The sequence below is a fragment of the Rufibacter roseolus genome (assembly GCF_017916365.1).
Lineage (GTDB): Bacteria > Bacteroidota > Bacteroidia > Cytophagales > Hymenobacteraceae > Nibribacter > Nibribacter roseolus.
Genome location: NZ_JAFMSU010000002.1, coordinates 1 through 17,943 on the forward strand (window position 1 = coordinate 1; position 17,943 = coordinate 17,943).

Genomic DNA, 17,943 nt, shown 5'->3' on the forward strand with positions numbered 1-17,943 from the left:
ACCTCTTCCCATTCCGAACAGAGAAGTTAAGCCCCGCCGAGCCGATGGTACTGCGGTCACACGCGGGAGAGTAGGTAGCCGCCAACCCCCTTTTTTAGAACCCCGTTCTGCTACTGCAGGATGGGGCTTCTGCGTTTACAGGAACCAAGGGGAGGAGGACTGGGATTCTATGCTAGCATAATCAGTTGCTTCTACCGCTCATGACAGTATTCTACTCTATAAGGTCGGGTTTCTTCTGTGTCTCTTTTTTGCCTTTTTTCTAGAGAACAGACCCCAAACGTAGAGCTTTATCCAAAAAGATTTACAAACTCAACTTCTAATTCCTGCAAATTATACCCACTACATATATTACTTAAAACAACAAAGGAGGCAATCACCTCCTTTGTTGTTTTAAGTAAATTCCATCAAAATTCTCTTGGAATACTTTCCTAGGTCTTCCTGATAATCTCGTCTCATTCAAAAACAATCCTGCTTTCTTTTCACCCAAAACAATGCTCAAGTGAACATATGAAAATATTTCTCTAAATTTTTATAATCGTAGGCAACGCTTCATCTGAAAAGACCGTGATGGGTACGCAAAATCGGAACCAGTGATTGATACTGATAGCAAAGTTGTAGAAGAGTTGCTCAAGGGTTGTTTGCAAAATAGCCGGGAAGCACAAAGAAAGCTGTATCAGCATTTCTATGGCTATGCTATGAGCATATGTGTACGGTATTCCAAAGATGACGAAGAAGCGAAAGAAGTTCTGAACGATGGGTTCATGAAAGTATTTACCAAGTTAAAGCAGTACGATCAGAAAAAGCCCTTCAAAGGATGGGTTCGTCGGATTATGATTAATACGGCCCTAGATAACTATCGGCACAACCTGAAGCATTACCATGGGGTTGATCTGGAGGATGCTTCACCCGTGGCTGATGGAGCCGATATTGTGGGCAATCTGAACTACGAGTACCTGATTAGTTTGATCCAGCAGCTTTCTCCTGCCTATAAAGCTGTTTTCAACCTGTATGTGATAGATGGCTACAATCATGAGGAGATAGCGGAAATACTGGGAATCTCTTCCGGTACCTCTAAGTCTAACCTCTCTAAAGCCCGTGCTAACCTGAGGGAAATATTAAAAAAAAGCAGAGTAGATGAACTTGAACAATATGTCTGACGAAGAGCTGGATCGCTTATTTAGGGCATCCGCGGAAAACTTCGATCCTCCTTTTGATCCGGAGGCCTGGGCGGCTATGGACCAGAAGTTGGAGCAGGTGCAGGTGCGCCACAGATGGTTCAGAAGATTTTACCCTTTTGTAAGTCTTGTATTATTTATCAGCTTAGTAACCATTTACCAGTTGGTAGATAAGTCGGAAATAGATTTTGAACCTACTTTTTCAAAAACACAGCAAAAACAAGAATTAGCCGAAATCAAGAAAACAGAGGCCTTAGAAGCAAAATCCCAGAAAAAACAGGAACAGCAGGAAGCTGAAAGTATGCCCAGCTTAAAAATTACAGGAGCCACTGCAGCGGAATCAAACTCTCAAGTAGCAAGCGATCCAAAAACCACTGCCTCAACAGAGGTAATTGAAGAAGAGCCTATCAATAAAGTTATTGGAAAACACCAGGAAGAGAAAAGAAGAAAAGAAGGCAACTCAGGTTTGAAGGTTCCTGTGGCTATTGGTCTAGGACAAGACCATAAACAAAAAGAAAGTTGGAGGCCAAAGGAACCAAGGTCTACAAGAGAAAGCCAAATTTCTTCTGTTTCTGTGAGAAGGGAAAGTGACTTAGCCCTGGGTATAAGACGATCTACCATGACCATTGCAGATGAAAATAGTCTGGACGAGGAAAAAGCAACCTTAGAATTACTCGAGCAGAGGACAATTTCATTGGTTTCTATGGTGAGGCCATTAGATCTTACCCTTCAGTTGATTTCTTTAGACTCAGCCTCTTCTTCCCAGAATTCAGAAGTTTTAATAGAGGGGGCAGGGCAGCATGAGAGTACTTCCGCCTTTCTCAGCTATATCCAGGTAGCATTGGCCGTGGCTCCAGATGTCACTACGGTTAAGTTTAAGAACCCAGACGCAGTAAGTGCGAACGCGGGAATATTGTTGGGGGTGCCGCTGACCCATAAGTTAAGCTTGGTAAGTGGGGTGGTTTGGGCTAATAAGGTGTACAGCGCAAACGCAGATGATTATTATTTCTCTAACGGGTACACCTATACTGAGCCAGTAGACGCAACTTGTAAAGTGATTGATATTCCCATAAACCTGCAGTACAGGTTATTCGGCAACGAGAAAAATACACTAGCAATTCAGGCCGGACTCTCTAGTTACCTCATGCTTAGTGAAAAATACACCTCGGGAGGGTATTATCCTTACCACAATGAAGTGAGCAACGAAAATCAGCACTGGTTTAAAGTGCAGAATGTTTCCCTGATGTATAGCCGCACAATATCACCGGTTTTTTCCTTCGGTGTGGAGCCGTTTGTGAAGATCCCTTACGGAGGGATAGGGGATGGTAAAGTGAAACTGACAAGTGCCGGAGTTTTCTTTTCGGCAGGATATAGGATCAAACTCAAACCATAGAATAATCCAGAATGACCTTCTAGGCAGCACAGGCTAAAATGTGCTGGGTGGTACGCCTTTGCCCTTACTTTTCCAAACTAATGTTTTCCCTAACCATTAACCTTATGAAAACCATGAACACCTTTTCAAAGCTGGCCTTTGGCCTCTTAGTGTCTCTGTCTTTTGCCTTGGGTAGCTGCAGCAGCGATGACGATGATGACCAGCCAAGCAACATTGTCCAGTTCGAGGATGCTGACCTCACCGGGGATGAAGAAACGCCTCCCAATAACTCTAGTGCCATGGGTACATTCTCCGGGTCCTATAACAGGAACACTAAAATCCTGACCTACACCATTACGCATATGGGGATTACCCCAACCAATATGCACTTTCACAAAGGAGAGCCTGGGGTGCCCGGCGGAGTGGTCTTTCCTATTGGCTCCTCCCCTTGGACCAGCCCTATCAACGACCAGACCCCAGCCTTGACCGCTGACCAGGAAGCCGATTTACTCGCCGGTAAATGGTACGTGAACATCCACAGCGCTGCTTACCCCGCCGGCGAGCTCAGGGGGCAGGTTGTCCAGGAGTAAAGACATGCCCTTACGCCTTGAGATACTAACCCTTTTACTTTTTTCCCTCAACCCTAAGCTGTCCAGTATATGAAAAAGAATCTTCGCCTCAGTTTAATGGTCTTCACTTTGTCTGTGGCCCTGTTTGCGGCCTGTAAAGACGATAAAGAAGAAGAAATTACCCCCAATAACCCCAATAATCCGCAACCGCAGCAATGTGACACCAATAATGTCACTTATTCCTCTACGGTGTCTGGGATTATCAGTACCAACTGTCTTTCCTGCCATAGCGCTTCTCAGGCCGAAGGAGGAATGATTCTGGATACGTATGCGCGGGTGAAGGCCGTGGCCGACAATGGTAAGTTAATAGGGGTGATCACGCACGCTAACGGGTTTCCGGCAATGCCTAAGAATGGCCCCAAACTCTCTGACTGCAACATTGCCAAAATCCAGAAGTGGGTAAGCGCTGGAGCGCCCAATAACTAGTCATACCAATAGCCATGTTAAAGTCCATACTTATACTGGGCATTGTGCTTTGGATAGGGCTGGTTCCGGTCTCCGGCCAATCAAAGTACTATACCCGCACCGGCTTTATCTCTTTCTTCTCTAAAGCACCGCTGGAAGATATTGAGGCCAGCACCAAACAGGTGGTTTCTTTTCTGGAAGTGAAAACCGGGGAAATGGTGTTCTCCGTGCCCATGAAATCCTTCCAGTTCAGGAAATCGCTCATGCAGGAGCACTTCAATGAGAACTACGTGGAGTCAGACAAGTACCCTAAAGCCTCCTTCAAAGGAAAAGTGGTGAACATGCAGAGCGTGGACCTGGCGCACGATAACCTTTACAAGGTTTTGATTGAGGGAGTGCTAACTATCCACGGAGTGGAAAGGCCCGTGCGTACCGATGGCACTCTGGAGGTAAAAGGCCGGCAACTGGTGGGCAAGTCAACGTTCTCCGTCACCCCGCAGGAATTCAACATTGAGATCCCGTTTCTGGTGAGAGAGCATATCGCCAAGCGCATTGATATTACCGTGAATGTGGTTTATGTACCTTACGTGGAGAAGAGCCTATGAAAGACATGAAGACAACCTTTTTGGTGGCTTTTCTCTCCGTTTGGGTAAGTTCTGCGGCTTTCGCCCAGGATGATCTCCTTAAACTGGCCGAAGCATCTGACAGTGCCAAAAACGAGAAAGTCAGCGCCACCTTCAAAGCCACCCGGCTCATCAATGGGCACACCGTGGAAACCAACGGGGCGGGTACCTTGCTGTTCCTCATCTCGCATAGGTTTGGTACGCTCAACAGCGGCGCCTACAACTTCTGGGGTTTGGATCAGTCTACCATACGGCTGGCCCTGGAGTATGGCGTCACCAATAGGTTCACAATAGGGGTAGGAAGAAGCTCCCTGGAGAAAACCTTTGACGGATACCTAAAATACAAAGCCCTGCAACAGGCCGTGGGCGGTTCACCGGTAACCATCACTGCTTTTGCCAGCACTGCCTTAAAAACCATGGACTGGCCCGAAAATGAGGCGAACTATGAGTTTGCCCATCGGTTAACCTACAGTTACCAGCTACTAGTGGCCCGTAAGTTCACAGAAAGGCTTTCTCTGCAACTTGCCCCTACCATGGTGCACAGAAATCTGGTGGAAACCGGAGGCGGGGAAACCAACGTCTACGCCTTGGGCGCAGGCGGCAGGTTCAAATTGACCAAAAGGACCTCTTTCAATGCCGAGTACTTCTATCTATTGCCCGGCGACGTGGCTGATACCTACAAGAACAGTCTATCCATGGGTTTTGACATTGAAACCGGAGGGCACGTCTTCCAGCTGATGTTCACCAACTCGCAGGGCATGATTGAGAAATTCTTCATCCCAAAAAACGTGGGGGGCTGGAACACCGGCGATATCTATTTCGGATTCAATATTTCCCGGGTATTCAACTTGGGAAAGGAAAAGCGTGAATGGTGATGTAAAGGTTATTCACTGGAAAGGGCCTCCGATTTTCGGGGGCTTTTTTTCGCCTGTCAAATTCTGCTTCTATCTTCTGTTTCAAGGCCGATTTTATAAAAATTGAGGCAAAACAAGACAACCTTAGGTAAGAACCTAATGCACATATTGGGGCATAAATTGTGTTTTTTATCCTGTTAGGTGCAGCCTTCATCTGGAATACTTAATGAAAGCTAGAGCTCAGCAAGTACCGCCAGAGTTTGTCCAACGGAAAGGCTGCAGTACCGTTAATTACTCTGGTATCTATTGTTATGAAACCGGAGATGCGGATGAGAAATGGTGTGAGTCTTGCTTTGTCTCTGCTGTTTATGACGGGCAGTTTCCAAGCGTTGGCACAAGGGCTAAGCGCCGAGGTGTTCGCAGGGACTTCCTGGAGCCTGCCCACCAGGCTCACCATCAGGCAGCCCGATGAGCCAGACATCCGGTTCACCGCCCGTTACCACACCCGCCCCTGGACCGGTTCACCTTACTATGCCTACCGGGTGGGCTATAACAACTGGAGCGCCGAGTTGGTACACCATAAAGTTTACTTAGAAAACCCGCCCTCAGAGATTGAGCGTTTTGAGGTATCGCATGGGTATAACCTGGCCATGGTGAGCCGGGTTATACCCTCCGTGGGGTCTGCTACCTTGTTCAGGGTTGGCTTAGGGCTGGTGATTGGTCACCCAGAGGGGCGCATCCGGGGCAAGGACATCAATCCGGTGAAAAGCTTGTTGGGCGGCGGGTACCATATCTCGGGGCTTTGTTTGCAGGCGGCGGTCGGTCCGAGGTTAGGGGTGGCCGAACACTGGTTTTTTCGGCCGGAGGCTAAACTTACCGCGGCCTGGGCCAGGATGCCACTGGCCGGCGGAGGGTCTGCCACGGTGCCCAACATTGCCCTGCATACCCTGTTTGGGTTTGGCTACCGCCGCCAACGCTGAGGTAATTGCCTAAATAGGTTAGATTACAGGGCAAACACTTTACCTTAGGGGCGGCAGAGGCCCTAATCTATTTACCCATTAGCAGAACCCGTGAACAAAGTAGTGGACATATTGGAGAGGTTAGGCCTGACTTTACAGATAGCGAAGACAGCCTTTGCGGCGGCTTTGTCCTGGTTTGTGGCCTCCAGCCTGCTGCATTCCCCGTACCCGTATTTTGCCGCGGTAGCCGCTATCATCACCGTGCAGGTAACCGTAGCCGATTCCGTGGACAAGGCCACACAGCGCATCATCGGGATTATTGGCGGGGTGTTGGTAAGCATGCTGCTGGGGCATTGGTTTCAGATTGGGGCCATTTCTATCTTCTTTATCATTCTCATTGGCATGGCCATTGCCAAAGCCTTACGCATGAACCCGCAGATCATCTCGCAGGTGGCCATCAGTTCGCTTTTGGTGCTTGCCTTCGGGCAGATGCGGGAGGGCTACGCCGTGGAGCGGATCATTGAAACAATCCTGGGGTCCGTGATCGCGGTTCTGATCAACGCCCTCATTGTGCCTAGAAATGCCGTGCCTGAGGTAGAGCGCAGCATCCTTACCTACGGAAACCTTTCGGCGGTGACACTTACCAGTTTAGCGGCGTTGCTGGACAACATAGGCTCGGGCCGAAAGACCGGCCGTTCTGAGGTGGACGCCCTTATCAAGGAGGCCGAGGCATGTCGGAAGGCCCACGCGCTGGCCGAGCAAAGCCTCAAATACAACCCGCTCTTGACCCACAAACGAGAGCGGTTGAACCAACTCACTGAAAGCATCATCCAACTGGAAAGCATCACCATCCAGATCAGGGGCATCAGGAGAAGCCTCGCGGACATTCAGTTAGACCAGCATTTAGCCCAGGAGCAGGTATACATTGACCAACTGAAACTGGCCATGGAAGCCACAGCTCAATGTATCTCGGCTTATGCCGCGGTAACCATCCATGCCTCAGACGAGAACATGCGCACGTTAGAAGATGCCATCAAAAAGGCCCAGGCCGAGCAAGCCCGTTGCCTGGACAGCCTCCACAGCATCAGCTCACTGGCCACCCTGCGCGACATCGGTAGCATCCTCACGGATCTAGGCCGCATTGTTTCCGAGACCCAACCAAAACTCATCCTGGCTCCTAAAGCTGAACCAGCCCCAATCTCAGAAGCCCTCTGAGGCAATAAGCCCTGGATCCATTTTTAGCCGGTTTTTTGCAAAACAGCTTCAAAACTAGAAGACAAAGCAAAGGGCAACCACAAGGGATTGCCCCTACATTTCTGATGGGTTGGCCTTTCTGGAACTGCTCCCAAATTGGGGTGATTTGATCTGTACCGACATATCTATTTTAGGCTTGGTTTCAGGAAAACAGGTAATAAACGGCTACTGCTTTTTCGTCTAAACCATTATGCCATAAATAAGAACAGCGCCAGAAAAGAACCTAATGCGGTGCTTTTCTGGCGCCGTTCTTATAAAGCCTGTGAGAAATGATTTTCCCGTTGGCTTACTAAGCAGTAGTGCCGGTTTAGTTTTTTACGAGCCTGTAGGCTTTAACCGTATCACGCTGACTTACTCTCAGGATATACAGACCTTGTGGTAGATTTTCCCCAAGGGTAACTTTTTCTGTGGCGGTGCCGGAATCCAGCAAGGCGCCGGTGCTGCTGTAAATCTGGTAGCTGAACCGGCCGGCCATCTGGTACGTGAAGACCTTCCGGAATGGGTTAGGGTAAGGAGCCGATTGTAGGGTATTTACCTCATCGTCAATACCGGTCACCAGCGGAGCCTGGGTGCAGAAAGGATAACCTACATCGGCGCGTCCGGCCATATACTGTCTTAGCCAGGTCATGGCCGGACGGTCCTGCCCTGAGCTGTTCAGCAGGTTGGTATCTGCTTTCCAGGTTTTCCCTGCCTCATAGCCCCACAAGGTGATGCCCCCTACCGCCGGGTGCTCCCAGTACACCGGGAACAGGGTTTGGTATCTTGTGCTCTGGGTATTGTCATTGCCCGAGATATCCAACTCAGTGACGTAAATGGGCACCCCGGCCCTGGCCATCAGGTCCAGAGAAGATTTCAGTTGCGCAGCCGAAAGGGTGTTGATGTTGAACTCGTGGGCCTGCGTCCCGAATCCGTCAATGAGGTTGCGGTCGCGCAGCAACTTGATAATCTGCAACTGCTCATTAATGGCCGGTTGGTCGTTTTCCAGACCGTAGTCGTTCAAAATGAGTTTGGCGTTGGGGAAGTACTGGCGCGCTTTGGTGAACATCCAGATAATCCAGTCATGGCCGGTGGCGCCTCCTCCGCCCAGGCCGGTTTTGAACGCCTGGGTAGCGGGAGCATGGGTTCTCAGATTCTCATTGAGCACGTCTATCTGGTCAATTCCTTCGCCATAGCGGGCAGCCGCGGCGGCAATGTATTCCTCCATCTCTTCCTGGAACTCGGCGGGCGAAAGCAGGAGGTTGTTGCTGGAGTTGATGGCCCAAAGGGGGAACTGGCTACCCCAGGCAAACACATGGTAGCGGAACATCAGGTGGTTGTTTTTGGCCTGATTGTACGCTATATCGGCGCCGTTCCAGTTCATGACATCACGGGTAGCTTCCACTGAGCCCCATTTGGTGTTGTTCTCAGCGGTGATGCCGTTCCAGAGTTGCTTGTAATTGGAGGGGATGTTCCCCGCAATGATGTTACCCAGGTATTTCCCTTTGCAGGCACTCAGGCCATAGCTTGGGGCGGCATCGGTCCCCACTGTTACCTTTACCCCGGCTGAAGTACTCACCAGGTTCTGGTTATCGGTGGCTTTGGCGGTGAGGGTATAGGTGCCGGCCACCAAGGGGCTCCACACGAAGGTGAAGGTGTTGTTGGTGCCGGTGGTCGCCTCGCCCAGTTTGGTGCCACCGTTGAAGAACTCCACTTTGCTCACGGTACCGTTGGCAGCGGTTCCGCCAATGTCACTCGCGTACACCAGAATGGTCATGGATTTCCCCTCCTGAAAGTAGGCATTGTTGTGGGGCGCGGTGATCACGCTGGAAGGAGGGGTGTTGGTCTGGCCCTGCGCCTGCAAAGACACCAGGGTGAGCACAAAAAGGAAAAGGGAGAGTAAAGGTTTTGTCATGTGAAAAGGCTGGAGATTAAAAGCTAGTTTAGCCTGAAGATACGCAAAAGGAAGGTTCAATGGGTAGTATGATGCCAACGTTTGCATAAAAATATTTTCAGGAACTGGGCCTCTTTGTAGGTAAAGGAAAAAACCAGAAAGTTATGGGGTTAGCCAACAACTTTCTGGTTTTTGGTATGGCCTATTGGATCACGAGTTGTTTTTTAACCAGGACCTGCGAATTGTCTCTCACCTGCAGCAGGTAAGTTCCGGGTTTCAGGTTGCTGTTCACCTGCAGGGTTTCTCCGGCGGTCTCCATTTTTCTGTAGACCACGCGGCCCAGCAAATCACTGATCTGCACCGACAGTTTGCTGTCTGTTTTATGGCCACCCAGACTGATGTTGAACTGACCTCTTGAGGATGGGTTAGGGTACACCGCTACGCCCGCGTTTCTCAACTCAGAGGCGGTTACTGCCGAGGTGGCGGTGGCTGCCAATTTAGGACCAACCGTAATCTGGAATTCAGACACTTTCAAACGGTCCACGGTAGAGGCGCCGCCTTCGGTTGGAATGCTCACCCGGCTGTACAGGTTACCTACGCTGCTGTAAGAGTACTGTACCCTGGTGGCGTTGGCCACGGGGCTGGTGATTTCAACGGTATTGCCCACAATCACTGCAGTAGCGGTTTTAAACTGGCCCGTGGCCGTAGCTACCGAGAAGGTACCTGGCGCCGCGCCGTCGCTTGTGAACAGGCCGTTGCCCAGGTATTTCCAGTTCAGGATGATCTTGTTACCCGATACGTAAGAGTTGGGGATGTCACGCACGGGAGCAGAGAAAGGAATGTTGTCGCCGTACAGCAGGCCCCTGGCCCCGATGGCGGTACGGATGCCTACCGGTTTCTTCACCGGTGGGTGCAGGGAACCACCCGGAAGGTCTCTGATGGTTACCAGGAAGCAGCTTGGTTCAGTGTCTGCCACTTCTAATTGGGCATTGCGGGCCGTGTTCCAGCCAGAGCGGTAAGCCAGCTGGATAATCCCGAAGGGAAGGCTGGTTTGGCCCCAGTCTGCGCGCCACTCCCGCAGCATATTGGTCAGTTTGGTTTTGTAGTCGGTGTCGCCGCCGTTGCTTTCTCCCTGGTACCAGGCCACGCCTTTCACTGCGTAGGGTTGAATGGACTTCACCATGGCATCGTAGTCTACCCCGGTACCACCGCTGGTGTGTTGCCAGTTTTCAATGGCAGTTCCGTCGTGGGTGGCCTGAATCAGCCCGATAGGCACGTTTTTCAGGAACAAGGACAATTCCAGACCCATCCAGTAGCCCACAGCCGAGAAGTTGCCCACGGTGCTGGAGTTGGATACTTTCCAGGTGGTAGTGGCAGGACCGCTCCCGGCAGTCATCCGGAACAGGCGGATGTTATGGTTTCCGGCACTGGCAATGGCAGGCGCGCTATCATCGGCGTTGCTCAACGGAAACCCCATGTTTGATTGGCCGCTGCACAACCAAACCTCACCTACCTGCACTCCGGTAAGGGTAACTCTCTCTGTGCCGGAGGTCACTACCATGGAGCTGGGAGCGGTGCTGGCCGTCATGCTGGCCAGGTTCACGCGCCACTTGCCGCTGGCATCGGCCACGCCAGATACGTTCTGGGACTGGAACTGGACCGTCACCGAAGCCCCAGGATTGGTCGTCCCGAAAACCGGTACCGAGGTGCCGCGTTGCAACACCATGTCAGACCCGAAGATGGGAGACAGCGCCAACGCCGCAAAGGCCGAGGGCGCGATCAAAATGGAGAGAATAAAAACTGATAAAAACTTTAATAGAATTCTATTCATATACTTTGTCTTTAAGGATGAATGATGGTTTGTTAGGAATTTCCGGAAGGAGCTTTCTGGTTAAGGCGGCTTGCTGGTAAACATGTGGGAAAAAGGTTTAAGAGTGAGTGATGTAATGGCGGTACTAGCAGCATAGAGACTTTAAAAAGCCTCCGTAAGTGTATCCAGCCTTTTGCCTTTTGGGCCTCTTTTGGGGAAAACAGGCCCAAAAGGCAAAAGGCGTGGCGCTAGTAATGGTGGTTAATTCCTGATGACGAGTTTCTGCTGGGATACTATTTTCTGGCCCTGGGTAAGCCGCACCAGGTAGAGGCCTGCCCGCAGATTCGTATGTAGTTCAGCTTCCTCCTGCTGGTTTAGCCGCTGGTTGTACACCACTTGGCCCTGCACATTCACCACCTGCACGCTCAGGTTTTCCGTAGATGCGAGCGATCTCAGGTCTACCTTGAAAGTACCGCCCTGGGCTGGGTTAGGATAAATGCCTAATCCTTTTGGTGACTGATTCTGAACTCCGGCTATCCTCAGGGTGCTGCCCGCTGGCTTGGCGCCGCTTACCTTCACGTAGTCAATGTCGCCGCCGCCGGTGGCGCCCCGCTCCACATAGATCCGGATGGTGTTTTTACCGGCCAGGAAACTGGTGTTGAATTGCACATTGGTGAAGGTGGCGGAAGCAGGGAAACTCAGGTTCTTCTTCACCACCGTACCGTTGACTTTGATGGACCGGGCTACGGAAACATCAGCCGCGTACCTGATCACCAGAGGGAAAGATCCGGCCGCGGCCAGGTTTACGTTCATCTCCACATAATCCCCGGAGGCGTCAAAACCGGTGACATACCCGGTGGCGCTGAAGCCTGTTCTGGTGCTGGCCACGTTGGTGCCGCCCAACAAGCCAGCTTCCGCCTCGGCGAGGACCTCTGACACAGTGCCATCGTTGGCATTAAAATAAGTATTTTTGAGCCAGGCCAGGGCAGCGCGCTCCGTCACGTCATCTATGGTGCGTACTTCCATGGTCTCAAAGCCGGTAGTGCCTCTGGCTCGCACAGTGATGGTGCCGGAACCAGCGGGGAACTCAATGTAGCCGTCGCAATGGAGCAGTTGGCTGTAAGAACCGCCGCATTTGCCGGTCCAAACTCCGGTGTTCACCGCCATGTCCTCGGCCTGGTAAGTGACTCCGTTCACGATGATGTAGTCAATCTCCATGTCGCGGGCATTGTCCAGGTGGTCATTGGTGAGGTGTACCTGCAGCTTGCCCGAGCCGCTGAACGTGTAATCCTGGAAAGTAGTGGAAAGGGTAGCCGTGCCTATGGTGGAGGTCTTGCCTAACAGATAGGCATTAGGTTTCCAAATCTCCCCGGCCAGGTAGCCCCACAATGTGACCGCCGTTACGCCCGGATGCTCATACAGTAGCGGGAAAACGCGCTGGTACATGCCCAGCTGGGTCGCGTCATCGGCGTGCTCCAGGTCTAGTTCCGTCACGTAGATGGGCACGCCGGTCTGTTGCAGGCTGTTCAAACTGCTGGTGATTTTGGTGGACTGCGCATATTCCAACCCATGGCCCTGCACCCCGATACCGTCAATCAGGTTTCTTGCCTTGAGCAGGTTGATGATCTTGATGTAATTGGTGGTGTTGGTGGTGTTGCCCAGGATGCTGTAATCGTTGAGGATGAGCTTCGCATTGGGGAAGTACTGGCGCGCTTTCTGGAACGACCAAATGACCCAATCCCAGCCCGTGGCGCCAGTGCCACCGATGGCATTGATAAACGAAGGCGTCACGTGCAGCGGTTCGTTCACCACATCAATCATCTGGGTGTTAGGATAGCGCTGGCTAAAGAGTTGAAACCATTCCTCCAGTTCGGTCGCCTGCTCGGCGGGGGTAAGGGTGCTGACCCAGGCAGGTTCCTGCATGCCCCACACCAGGGTATGCGCTTTGAAAGGGATGTTCTTGGAGGCGGCGTAATTGTAGACCATGTCCAGATCGGCCCAGTTCATGACGTTTCTGGTGCCTTCCACCACCCCCCATTTACTGGCGTTGGCCGGGGTTACCTGGTTCCAGTATGAACTGAAGTTGCCGGGTACAAAACGGTCAATGACATTGCCCAGGAACTTGGGCTTTCCTTTGGCCAACTGGGCCCTGGAAAGCAGGGGAGTGCCTAAAATGAGAAGAAGAAGCAGCAGGGAACATGCCCTGCGAGGGGTAAAGATTTTCAGCATACACTATTTTTTAGGGGTGAAAAAATATAGCAAACCTCCTGTCTCCAGGAGGGGAAATGAAAATCTAAAAGGGAAGCGAAGCATAATTTCCCAACCCAGAAAACTGCCTGAAGAACCTTTAAAATAGCGTTCTTAAAGAACAATCAGGTAAGAATTTCTATGTGAAAGGGTAAGCAATTGGGGTACTGTTGTATGCTGGAAATGCAAATCGGCTGCTTAAAGAAAAAGAGCAGAAGCACGAGCTGCAGAAGGTTGTTTTAGCTAAATCCCCGGAAGAGACTCAGCTAAGTATGTTACTAGAATGAATAATTCTGCCCATATACGTAAGCTTTAAATAAATGGTAATAGACAATTCGATATTTTTAAAAATAAATATTTAAGTTATCCATTTTAAGTCTGTTTTTAACAAATGCGCATTTAAACACCAATATAAAGGTAAATTCTTAACTGTAGCAATGATTGGCTAAAGTTTTATTTTTCAGCATGTTCCAACTTAGGTGCCCTAATTAGAATCTTTATTGTTGTTAAATTGACATTTATTGTCTCTTATTTAAGAAGCCAATCTTATGAAATATGTGGAATGTAAATTAGAAGGTAGAATGATCTTTTTAGAGGTAGAACCTTGTAAACCTTTCTCCAAAAAGAAAAACAGTTTTGCTTTACAGAATATCTTCTGGTATAGAAATCAGGTGGAATTATGAAGTAGATAATCTTCGGCTTGTTTGGGGCCCTTTTTAGTAAAAAGAGCTCAAAACAAGAAAGTGTCACATCTTGATAAAACCCTTCCTTAAATCTTTCCTAATCAGGCATATGAAGCGTTTTTCAGCTTTGTTTTTTTCCGGCCTGGCAAAACTTCATGGAAGGAATAGAAGTCCGTTGCGGTGACTTTTAGAGAAATAAGAGTAAGTTTAGCCGTGTAAATCAGAATCTCGTTTCTTAAACAAGGCAAAAACAGACATGACCAACATGGAATTTGACTTCGGAATGGTAGGCTTAGGTGTGATGGGCCGGAACTTACTTTTGAATATAGCAGACCATGGCTTCTCGGTAGTAGGGCTGGACCTGGACCCGGCCAAAGCATCGGCGCTGGAGAAAGAGGCCGAGGCCGGTAAAAACGTGAAAGGCACCACCTCCATTGAGGAGTTCGTGGGTTCTTTGCAGAAACCGCGGGCGGTGATGTTGCTGGTGCCCGCCGGTAAAGCGGTAGATGCGGCCATTGCCAGCCTGCTGCCCCACCTGGAGGAAGGCGACATTGTCATTGACGGCGGCAACTCCTATTTCCCCGATACCGACCGCCGCGTGGTGGAGCTGGAGAAGCACAAGATCCATTTCTTCGGGATGGGTGTATCAGGTGGGGAGAAAGGCGCGCGTTTCGGCCCAAGCATGATGCCGGGCGGCGACCGCCAGGCCTATGAGCGGCTGCGGCCGGTGTTTGAGGCGATTGCGGCCAAAGTGGACGGCGAGCCTTGCGTGGCTTACCTGGGCAACGGCTCGGCGGGCAACTACGTGAAGATGGTGCACAACGGCATTGAGTACGGCATTATGCAACTCATCGCCGAGACATACGATCTGCTCAAGCGCGGTCTGGGTAATTCTGACGAGGAAGCCCAGCGGATGTTTGAGGAGTGGAACGGCAGCGAGGTTCAGTCCTTCCTGGTGGAGATCACGGGCCAGATCCTGAAGAAAAAAGACGAGACCACCGGGCAACCTTTGGTGAACCTGATCTCTGACCGGGCCCGCCAGAAAGGAACCGGCAAGTGGACCTCCCAGAACGCCATGGACCTGCAGGTGCCGCTGCCTACCGTGGACATTGCCGTGACCATGCGCGACATGTCGGCGTATAAAGACGAGCGGGTGCAGGCAGCCCAGACGCTGGACATTCCTTCCAAGCAGGGAAGCAACTCTGAGGATTGGTACGCGGTAGAGAACCGCCTTAGAAACGCCTTCTACTTTGCCATGCTGGTCACATATGCCCAAGGCCTGGTGCAGTTGCGCGTAGCCTCGGCCACCTACAACTATGAACTGGAACTGGAGGAAGTAGCCAAAATCTGGCGCGGGGGCTGTATCATCAGAGCCGCCTGCTTAGAGGATATCCGGAGGGCTTTTGCGACTAACCCTAACTTACCTAACCTGCTCCTGGACCCTGCCATCGGGGGCGAGCTGCTCAAGCGCCACGAGGACATGCGCACCATCGTGAAAACCGCCATTGACAAAGGCATTCCGGTGCCCGGGTTCATGGCCTCCCTGTCTTATTTTGATGCCTACCGCAGCGCTACCTTGCCCACGAACCTGATTCAGGCGCAGCGCGATTATTTCGGGGCCCATACCTATGAGCGCATAGACCAGCCCGGCATTTTCCATACCCAGTGGGATTAAGTTAAGCCTGCCCATTCGTTTACCACAGTTTTGAAGCAAATGCCCCGGAAACTTATGCCTCATGTAAGGGTTCGGGAGAAGTGAATAAAAGTAAACCATTATGAAACAAGTTAATAAAGCAGTTCCTACCATTGTGGTCATTTTTGGCGGGACTGGCGATTTAACGAAGCGCAAACTGTTACCGGCCTTCTATAACCTATCCCTGGCTGGCTGGCTTCCAGACGAGTTTGCGATCATCGGGTTAGGGCGATCTGAGTTCAGCGATCCTGACTACCGCACCCATTTATACGAAGGCTTAACTGAATTCTCCCGTACCGGCCAACCAGAGAAGAAAAGCTGGGAAGCGTTCAACGGGAACATTTCATACCTGCGTTCCGATATCAACGACCCTGCGGCCTACAAGCGGCTAGCTGAGAAAATGGATGCGCTGGACCAGGCCTGGGGGCTGCGTGCCAACCGGTTGTTTTACCTATCGGTGGCGCCTCAGTTCATTGAAGCGGTGACGGTTAATCTGCACAATGCCCAGTTAGCCAGTGATGTGGAGAAGGACCATATTATCGTGGAGAAGCCCTTCGGGAAAGATCTGGAAACGGCCCGCAGCCTGAACAAACTGCTCACGCAGCACTTTCAGGAAAGCCAGATTTTCAGGATAGACCATTACCTGGGCAAGGAGACTGTGCAGAACATCCTGGCCTTTAGGTTTGCCAATGCCCTGTTTGAACCCCTCTGGAACCGGAACTATATTGATTACGTGCAGATCAGCGTGGCCGAGGAAGTAGGCGTGGAAGACCGGGGCGGCTACTATGAGGGAGCCGGGGCCCTGCGCGACATGATCCAGAACCACCTGCTGCAACTTCTGTGCATGGTGGCCATGGAGCCGCCGGTGTCTTTTGAGGCCGAGGAAATCAGGAATCGCAAGGCCGATGTGCTGCGGGCTATCCGGCCTTTGACCCATGAACAGGTGACCCGTTATGCGGTGCGGGGCCAGTACGGACCGGGGTGGCAGCAAGGCAAGAAAGTGCCCGGCTACCGCGAAGAAGAAGGCGTGAACCCTGGTTCCAATACCGAGACCTACGCAGCCGTAAAGTTCTACCTGGACAACTGGCGGTGGCAGGGCGTGCCGTTTTACCTGCGTACCGGTAAAAGGATGCAGGAAAAGACCTCTTCCATTACCGTGCAGTTCAGACCGGTGCCGCACTCCACTTTCTCCAGCACCATGGCCGAGAGCCTGCTGCCAAACCGCTTAATCATCAACATCCAGCCGCAGATGGACATCAGGTTGCGGTTTACGGCCAAACGCCCGGGTCTGGAAATGCAGCTTACCCCTGCTGAGATGGTGTTTGACTACGACAATTGCTCTACCCAAACGCCTGAGGCCTACGAGACCCTGCTGCTTGATGCCTTGCAAGGAGACGCCACCCTGTTTATGCGCTCTGACCAGGTAGAGGCTGCCTGGGAGGTGGTAATGCCTATCCTGGAGACCTGGGAATCACGCCCGTCCTTGGAGTTTCCCAACTATCCGGCTGGCATGTGGGGCCCCGAAAACGCCGAAGCCCTTATCGCTCGGGACGGCCATACCTGGACCGTAACCAATTACTACAACACCCAATAATAGAGGTACCATGATCAAGGTGTTTGAATCTACCGCTCAACTAAGCAAAGAAGCGGTGGAGATTTTTGTGCAGAGTGCGCAGGAGGCTGTGCAGGAGCATGGGCGCTTCACGGTGGCCCTCACGGGCGGCTCCTCACCGGAGCAACTGTATAAATTGCTGGCCCAATCTCCTTACCGCGAGTTGGTACCCTGGGATAAAACCTACGTTTTCTGGGGCGATGAGCGCTGGGTGAACCTCACCGATGACCGCAGCAACGCCAGGATGGCCTTTGAAACGCTCTTGCACCACGTGCCCATTTCCAAGAGCCATATCTTTCCCATGTGGGGAGAGCAGTCCCCCGAGGATTTTGCCCTGATTTATGAAAAACGGCTCCTAAACCACTTCAATGGACAGGCACCAAGGTTTGACCTTATTCTGCTAGGTATGGGCGACGATGGCCATACCGCCTCGCTGTTCCCGGGCACGCCCGTGCTTCGTGAGACGGAGCGGCTGGTAAAGGCCTATTACCTGGAGCCCCAATCCATGTACCGCATCACCTTGACGGCGCCTTGTATCAACCAGGCCAAAAAGATCGTGTTCATGACCTTCGGGGAGAAGAAAGCCAAAGCCCTGCGTGAAGTCCTAGAAGGCGACCGGAACCCGGAGCAGTACCCTTCCCAACTCATCCAGCCAGCCCAGGGAGAAACCCTCTGGCTCGTGGATAAAGCCGCCGCCAGCCTGCTGGCAAAGTGAGTGAGTGAGTGAGTGAGTGAGTGAGTGAGTGAGTGAGTGAGT

Annotated in this window: 14 protein-coding genes and 1 rRNA gene; 12 read left to right on the plus strand and 3 right to left on the minus strand. The window is 51.5% G+C overall.

Features of this window, described 5'->3' with window-relative positions:
• The 9 genes from rrf to J3P35_RS09160 all read left to right on the plus strand — a co-directional run.
• Positions 1–87 (plus strand): 5S ribosomal RNA (gene rrf / locus J3P35_RS09120); the annotation flags it as partial.
• A gap of 503 nt (positions 88–590) precedes the next feature.
• Positions 591–1,157: an RNA polymerase sigma factor gene (locus J3P35_RS09125; protein ID WP_210464178.1), complete on the plus strand. Its 567-nt coding sequence runs from the start codon at positions 591–593 to the stop codon at positions 1,155–1,157.
• Positions 1,150–2,568: a porin family protein gene (locus J3P35_RS09130; protein WP_210464180.1), complete on the plus strand. Its 1,419-nt coding sequence runs from the start codon at positions 1,150–1,152 to the stop codon at positions 2,566–2,568. The genes J3P35_RS09125 and J3P35_RS09130 overlap by 8 nt, the downstream gene beginning before the upstream one ends.
• A gap of 113 nt (positions 2,569–2,681) precedes the next feature.
• Positions 2,682–3,137 carry a CHRD domain-containing protein gene (locus tag J3P35_RS09135; RefSeq protein WP_210464182.1) on the plus strand — a complete coding sequence of 152 codons (456 nt, stop codon included), beginning with the start codon at positions 2,682–2,684 and terminating at the stop codon, positions 3,135–3,137.
• A gap of 69 nt (positions 3,138–3,206) precedes the next feature.
• Complete coding sequence (locus J3P35_RS09140; protein WP_210464184.1) at positions 3,207–3,602, plus strand: c-type cytochrome domain-containing protein; 396 nt, start codon at positions 3,207–3,209, stop codon at positions 3,600–3,602.
• A gap of 14 nt (positions 3,603–3,616) precedes the next feature.
• Positions 3,617–4,186, plus strand: coding sequence for a YceI family protein (locus J3P35_RS09145; protein WP_210464186.1), 570 nt, complete (start codon positions 3,617–3,619; stop codon positions 4,184–4,186).
• Between the two features lie 5 nt (positions 4,187–4,191).
• Positions 4,192–5,079 (plus strand): DUF5777 family beta-barrel protein, encoded by an 888-nt coding sequence (locus tag J3P35_RS09150; RefSeq protein ID WP_210464188.1) that lies wholly within the window; start codon positions 4,192–4,194, stop codon positions 5,077–5,079.
• Positions 5,080–5,381: 302 nt separating this feature from the next.
• On the plus strand, positions 5,382–6,038 hold the full coding sequence (locus J3P35_RS09155) for a hypothetical protein (RefSeq protein ID WP_210464190.1): 657 nt from the start codon (positions 5,382–5,384) through the stop codon (positions 6,036–6,038).
• A 90-nt stretch (positions 6,039–6,128) separates the two neighbouring features.
• Positions 6,129–7,232: an FUSC family protein gene (locus J3P35_RS09160; protein ID WP_210464192.1), complete on the plus strand. Its 1,104-nt coding sequence runs from the start codon at positions 6,129–6,131 to the stop codon at positions 7,230–7,232.
• A 346-nt stretch (positions 7,233–7,578) separates the two neighbouring features.
• Here the strand turns inward: J3P35_RS09160 and J3P35_RS09165 are convergent, their stop codons facing one another.
• The 3 genes from J3P35_RS09165 to J3P35_RS09175 form a co-directional block, all read right to left on the minus strand.
• The gene (locus J3P35_RS09165; RefSeq protein WP_210464194.1) at positions 7,579–9,162 is read right to left on the minus strand and encodes an endo-1,4-beta-xylanase; all 1,584 of its coding nucleotides are present in this window, start codon (positions 9,160–9,162) and stop codon (positions 7,579–7,581) included.
• Between the two features lie 181 nt (positions 9,163–9,343).
• On the minus strand, positions 9,344–10,972 hold the full coding sequence (locus J3P35_RS09170; protein ID WP_210464196.1) for a T9SS type A sorting domain-containing protein: 1,629 nt from the start codon (positions 10,970–10,972) through the stop codon (positions 9,344–9,346).
• 240 nt (positions 10,973–11,212) lie between these two features.
• Positions 11,213–13,180: an endo-1,4-beta-xylanase gene (locus tag J3P35_RS09175; RefSeq protein WP_210464197.1), complete on the minus strand. Its 1,968-nt coding sequence runs from the start codon at positions 13,178–13,180 to the stop codon at positions 11,213–11,215.
• A 957-nt stretch (positions 13,181–14,137) separates the two neighbouring features.
• On the opposite strand from J3P35_RS09175, the gene gndA reads away from it, so the two are divergent.
• From gndA to pgl, 3 genes are all read left to right on the plus strand, one after another.
• Positions 14,138–15,556, plus strand: a complete 1,419-nt coding sequence (gndA, locus tag J3P35_RS09180) for an NADP-dependent phosphogluconate dehydrogenase (RefSeq protein WP_210464200.1) — start codon at positions 14,138–14,140, stop codon at positions 15,554–15,556.
• A 100-nt stretch (positions 15,557–15,656) separates the two neighbouring features.
• Positions 15,657–17,168 (plus strand): glucose-6-phosphate dehydrogenase, encoded by a 1,512-nt coding sequence (gene zwf / locus J3P35_RS09185; RefSeq protein ID WP_210464202.1) that lies wholly within the window; start codon positions 15,657–15,659, stop codon positions 17,166–17,168.
• A 10-nt stretch (positions 17,169–17,178) separates the two neighbouring features.
• Positions 17,179–17,901, plus strand: a complete 723-nt coding sequence (gene pgl, locus J3P35_RS09190; protein WP_210464204.1) for a 6-phosphogluconolactonase — start codon at positions 17,179–17,181, stop codon at positions 17,899–17,901.
• Positions 17,902–17,943: the final 42 nt, after the last annotated feature.

Bases quoted from the DNA above. Each gene is read 5' to 3' on its own strand.
- J3P35_RS09170 (WP_210464196.1), bottom strand. From the start codon at position 10,972: ATGAATAGAATTCTATTAAAGTTTTTATCAGTTTTTATTCTCTCCATT.
- J3P35_RS09165 (WP_210464194.1), bottom strand. From the start codon at position 9,162: ATGACAAAACCTTTACTCTCCCTTTTCCTTTTTGTGCTCACCCTGGTG.
- J3P35_RS09175 (WP_210464197.1), bottom strand. From the start codon at position 13,180: ATGCTGAAAATCTTTACCCCTCGCAGGGCATGTTCCCTGCTGCTTCTT.
- gndA (WP_210464200.1), top strand. From the start codon at position 14,138: ATGACCAACATGGAATTTGACTTCGGAATGGTAGGCTTAGGTGTGATG.
- pgl (WP_210464204.1), top strand. From the start codon at position 17,179: ATGATCAAGGTGTTTGAATCTACCGCTCAACTAAGCAAAGAAGCGGTG.
- J3P35_RS09155 (WP_210464190.1), top strand. From the start codon at position 5,382: ATGCGGATGAGAAATGGTGTGAGTCTTGCTTTGTCTCTGCTGTTTATG.
- J3P35_RS09135 (WP_210464182.1), top strand. From the start codon at position 2,682: ATGAACACCTTTTCAAAGCTGGCCTTTGGCCTCTTAGTGTCTCTGTCT.
- J3P35_RS09150 (WP_210464188.1), top strand. From the start codon at position 4,192: ATGAAGACAACCTTTTTGGTGGCTTTTCTCTCCGTTTGGGTAAGTTCT.
- J3P35_RS09140 (WP_210464184.1), top strand. From the start codon at position 3,207: ATGAAAAAGAATCTTCGCCTCAGTTTAATGGTCTTCACTTTGTCTGTG.
- J3P35_RS09145 (WP_210464186.1), top strand. From the start codon at position 3,617: ATGTTAAAGTCCATACTTATACTGGGCATTGTGCTTTGGATAGGGCTG.
- zwf (WP_210464202.1), top strand. From the start codon at position 15,657: ATGAAACAAGTTAATAAAGCAGTTCCTACCATTGTGGTCATTTTTGGC.
- J3P35_RS09130 (WP_210464180.1), top strand. From the start codon at position 1,150: ATGTCTGACGAAGAGCTGGATCGCTTATTTAGGGCATCCGCGGAAAAC.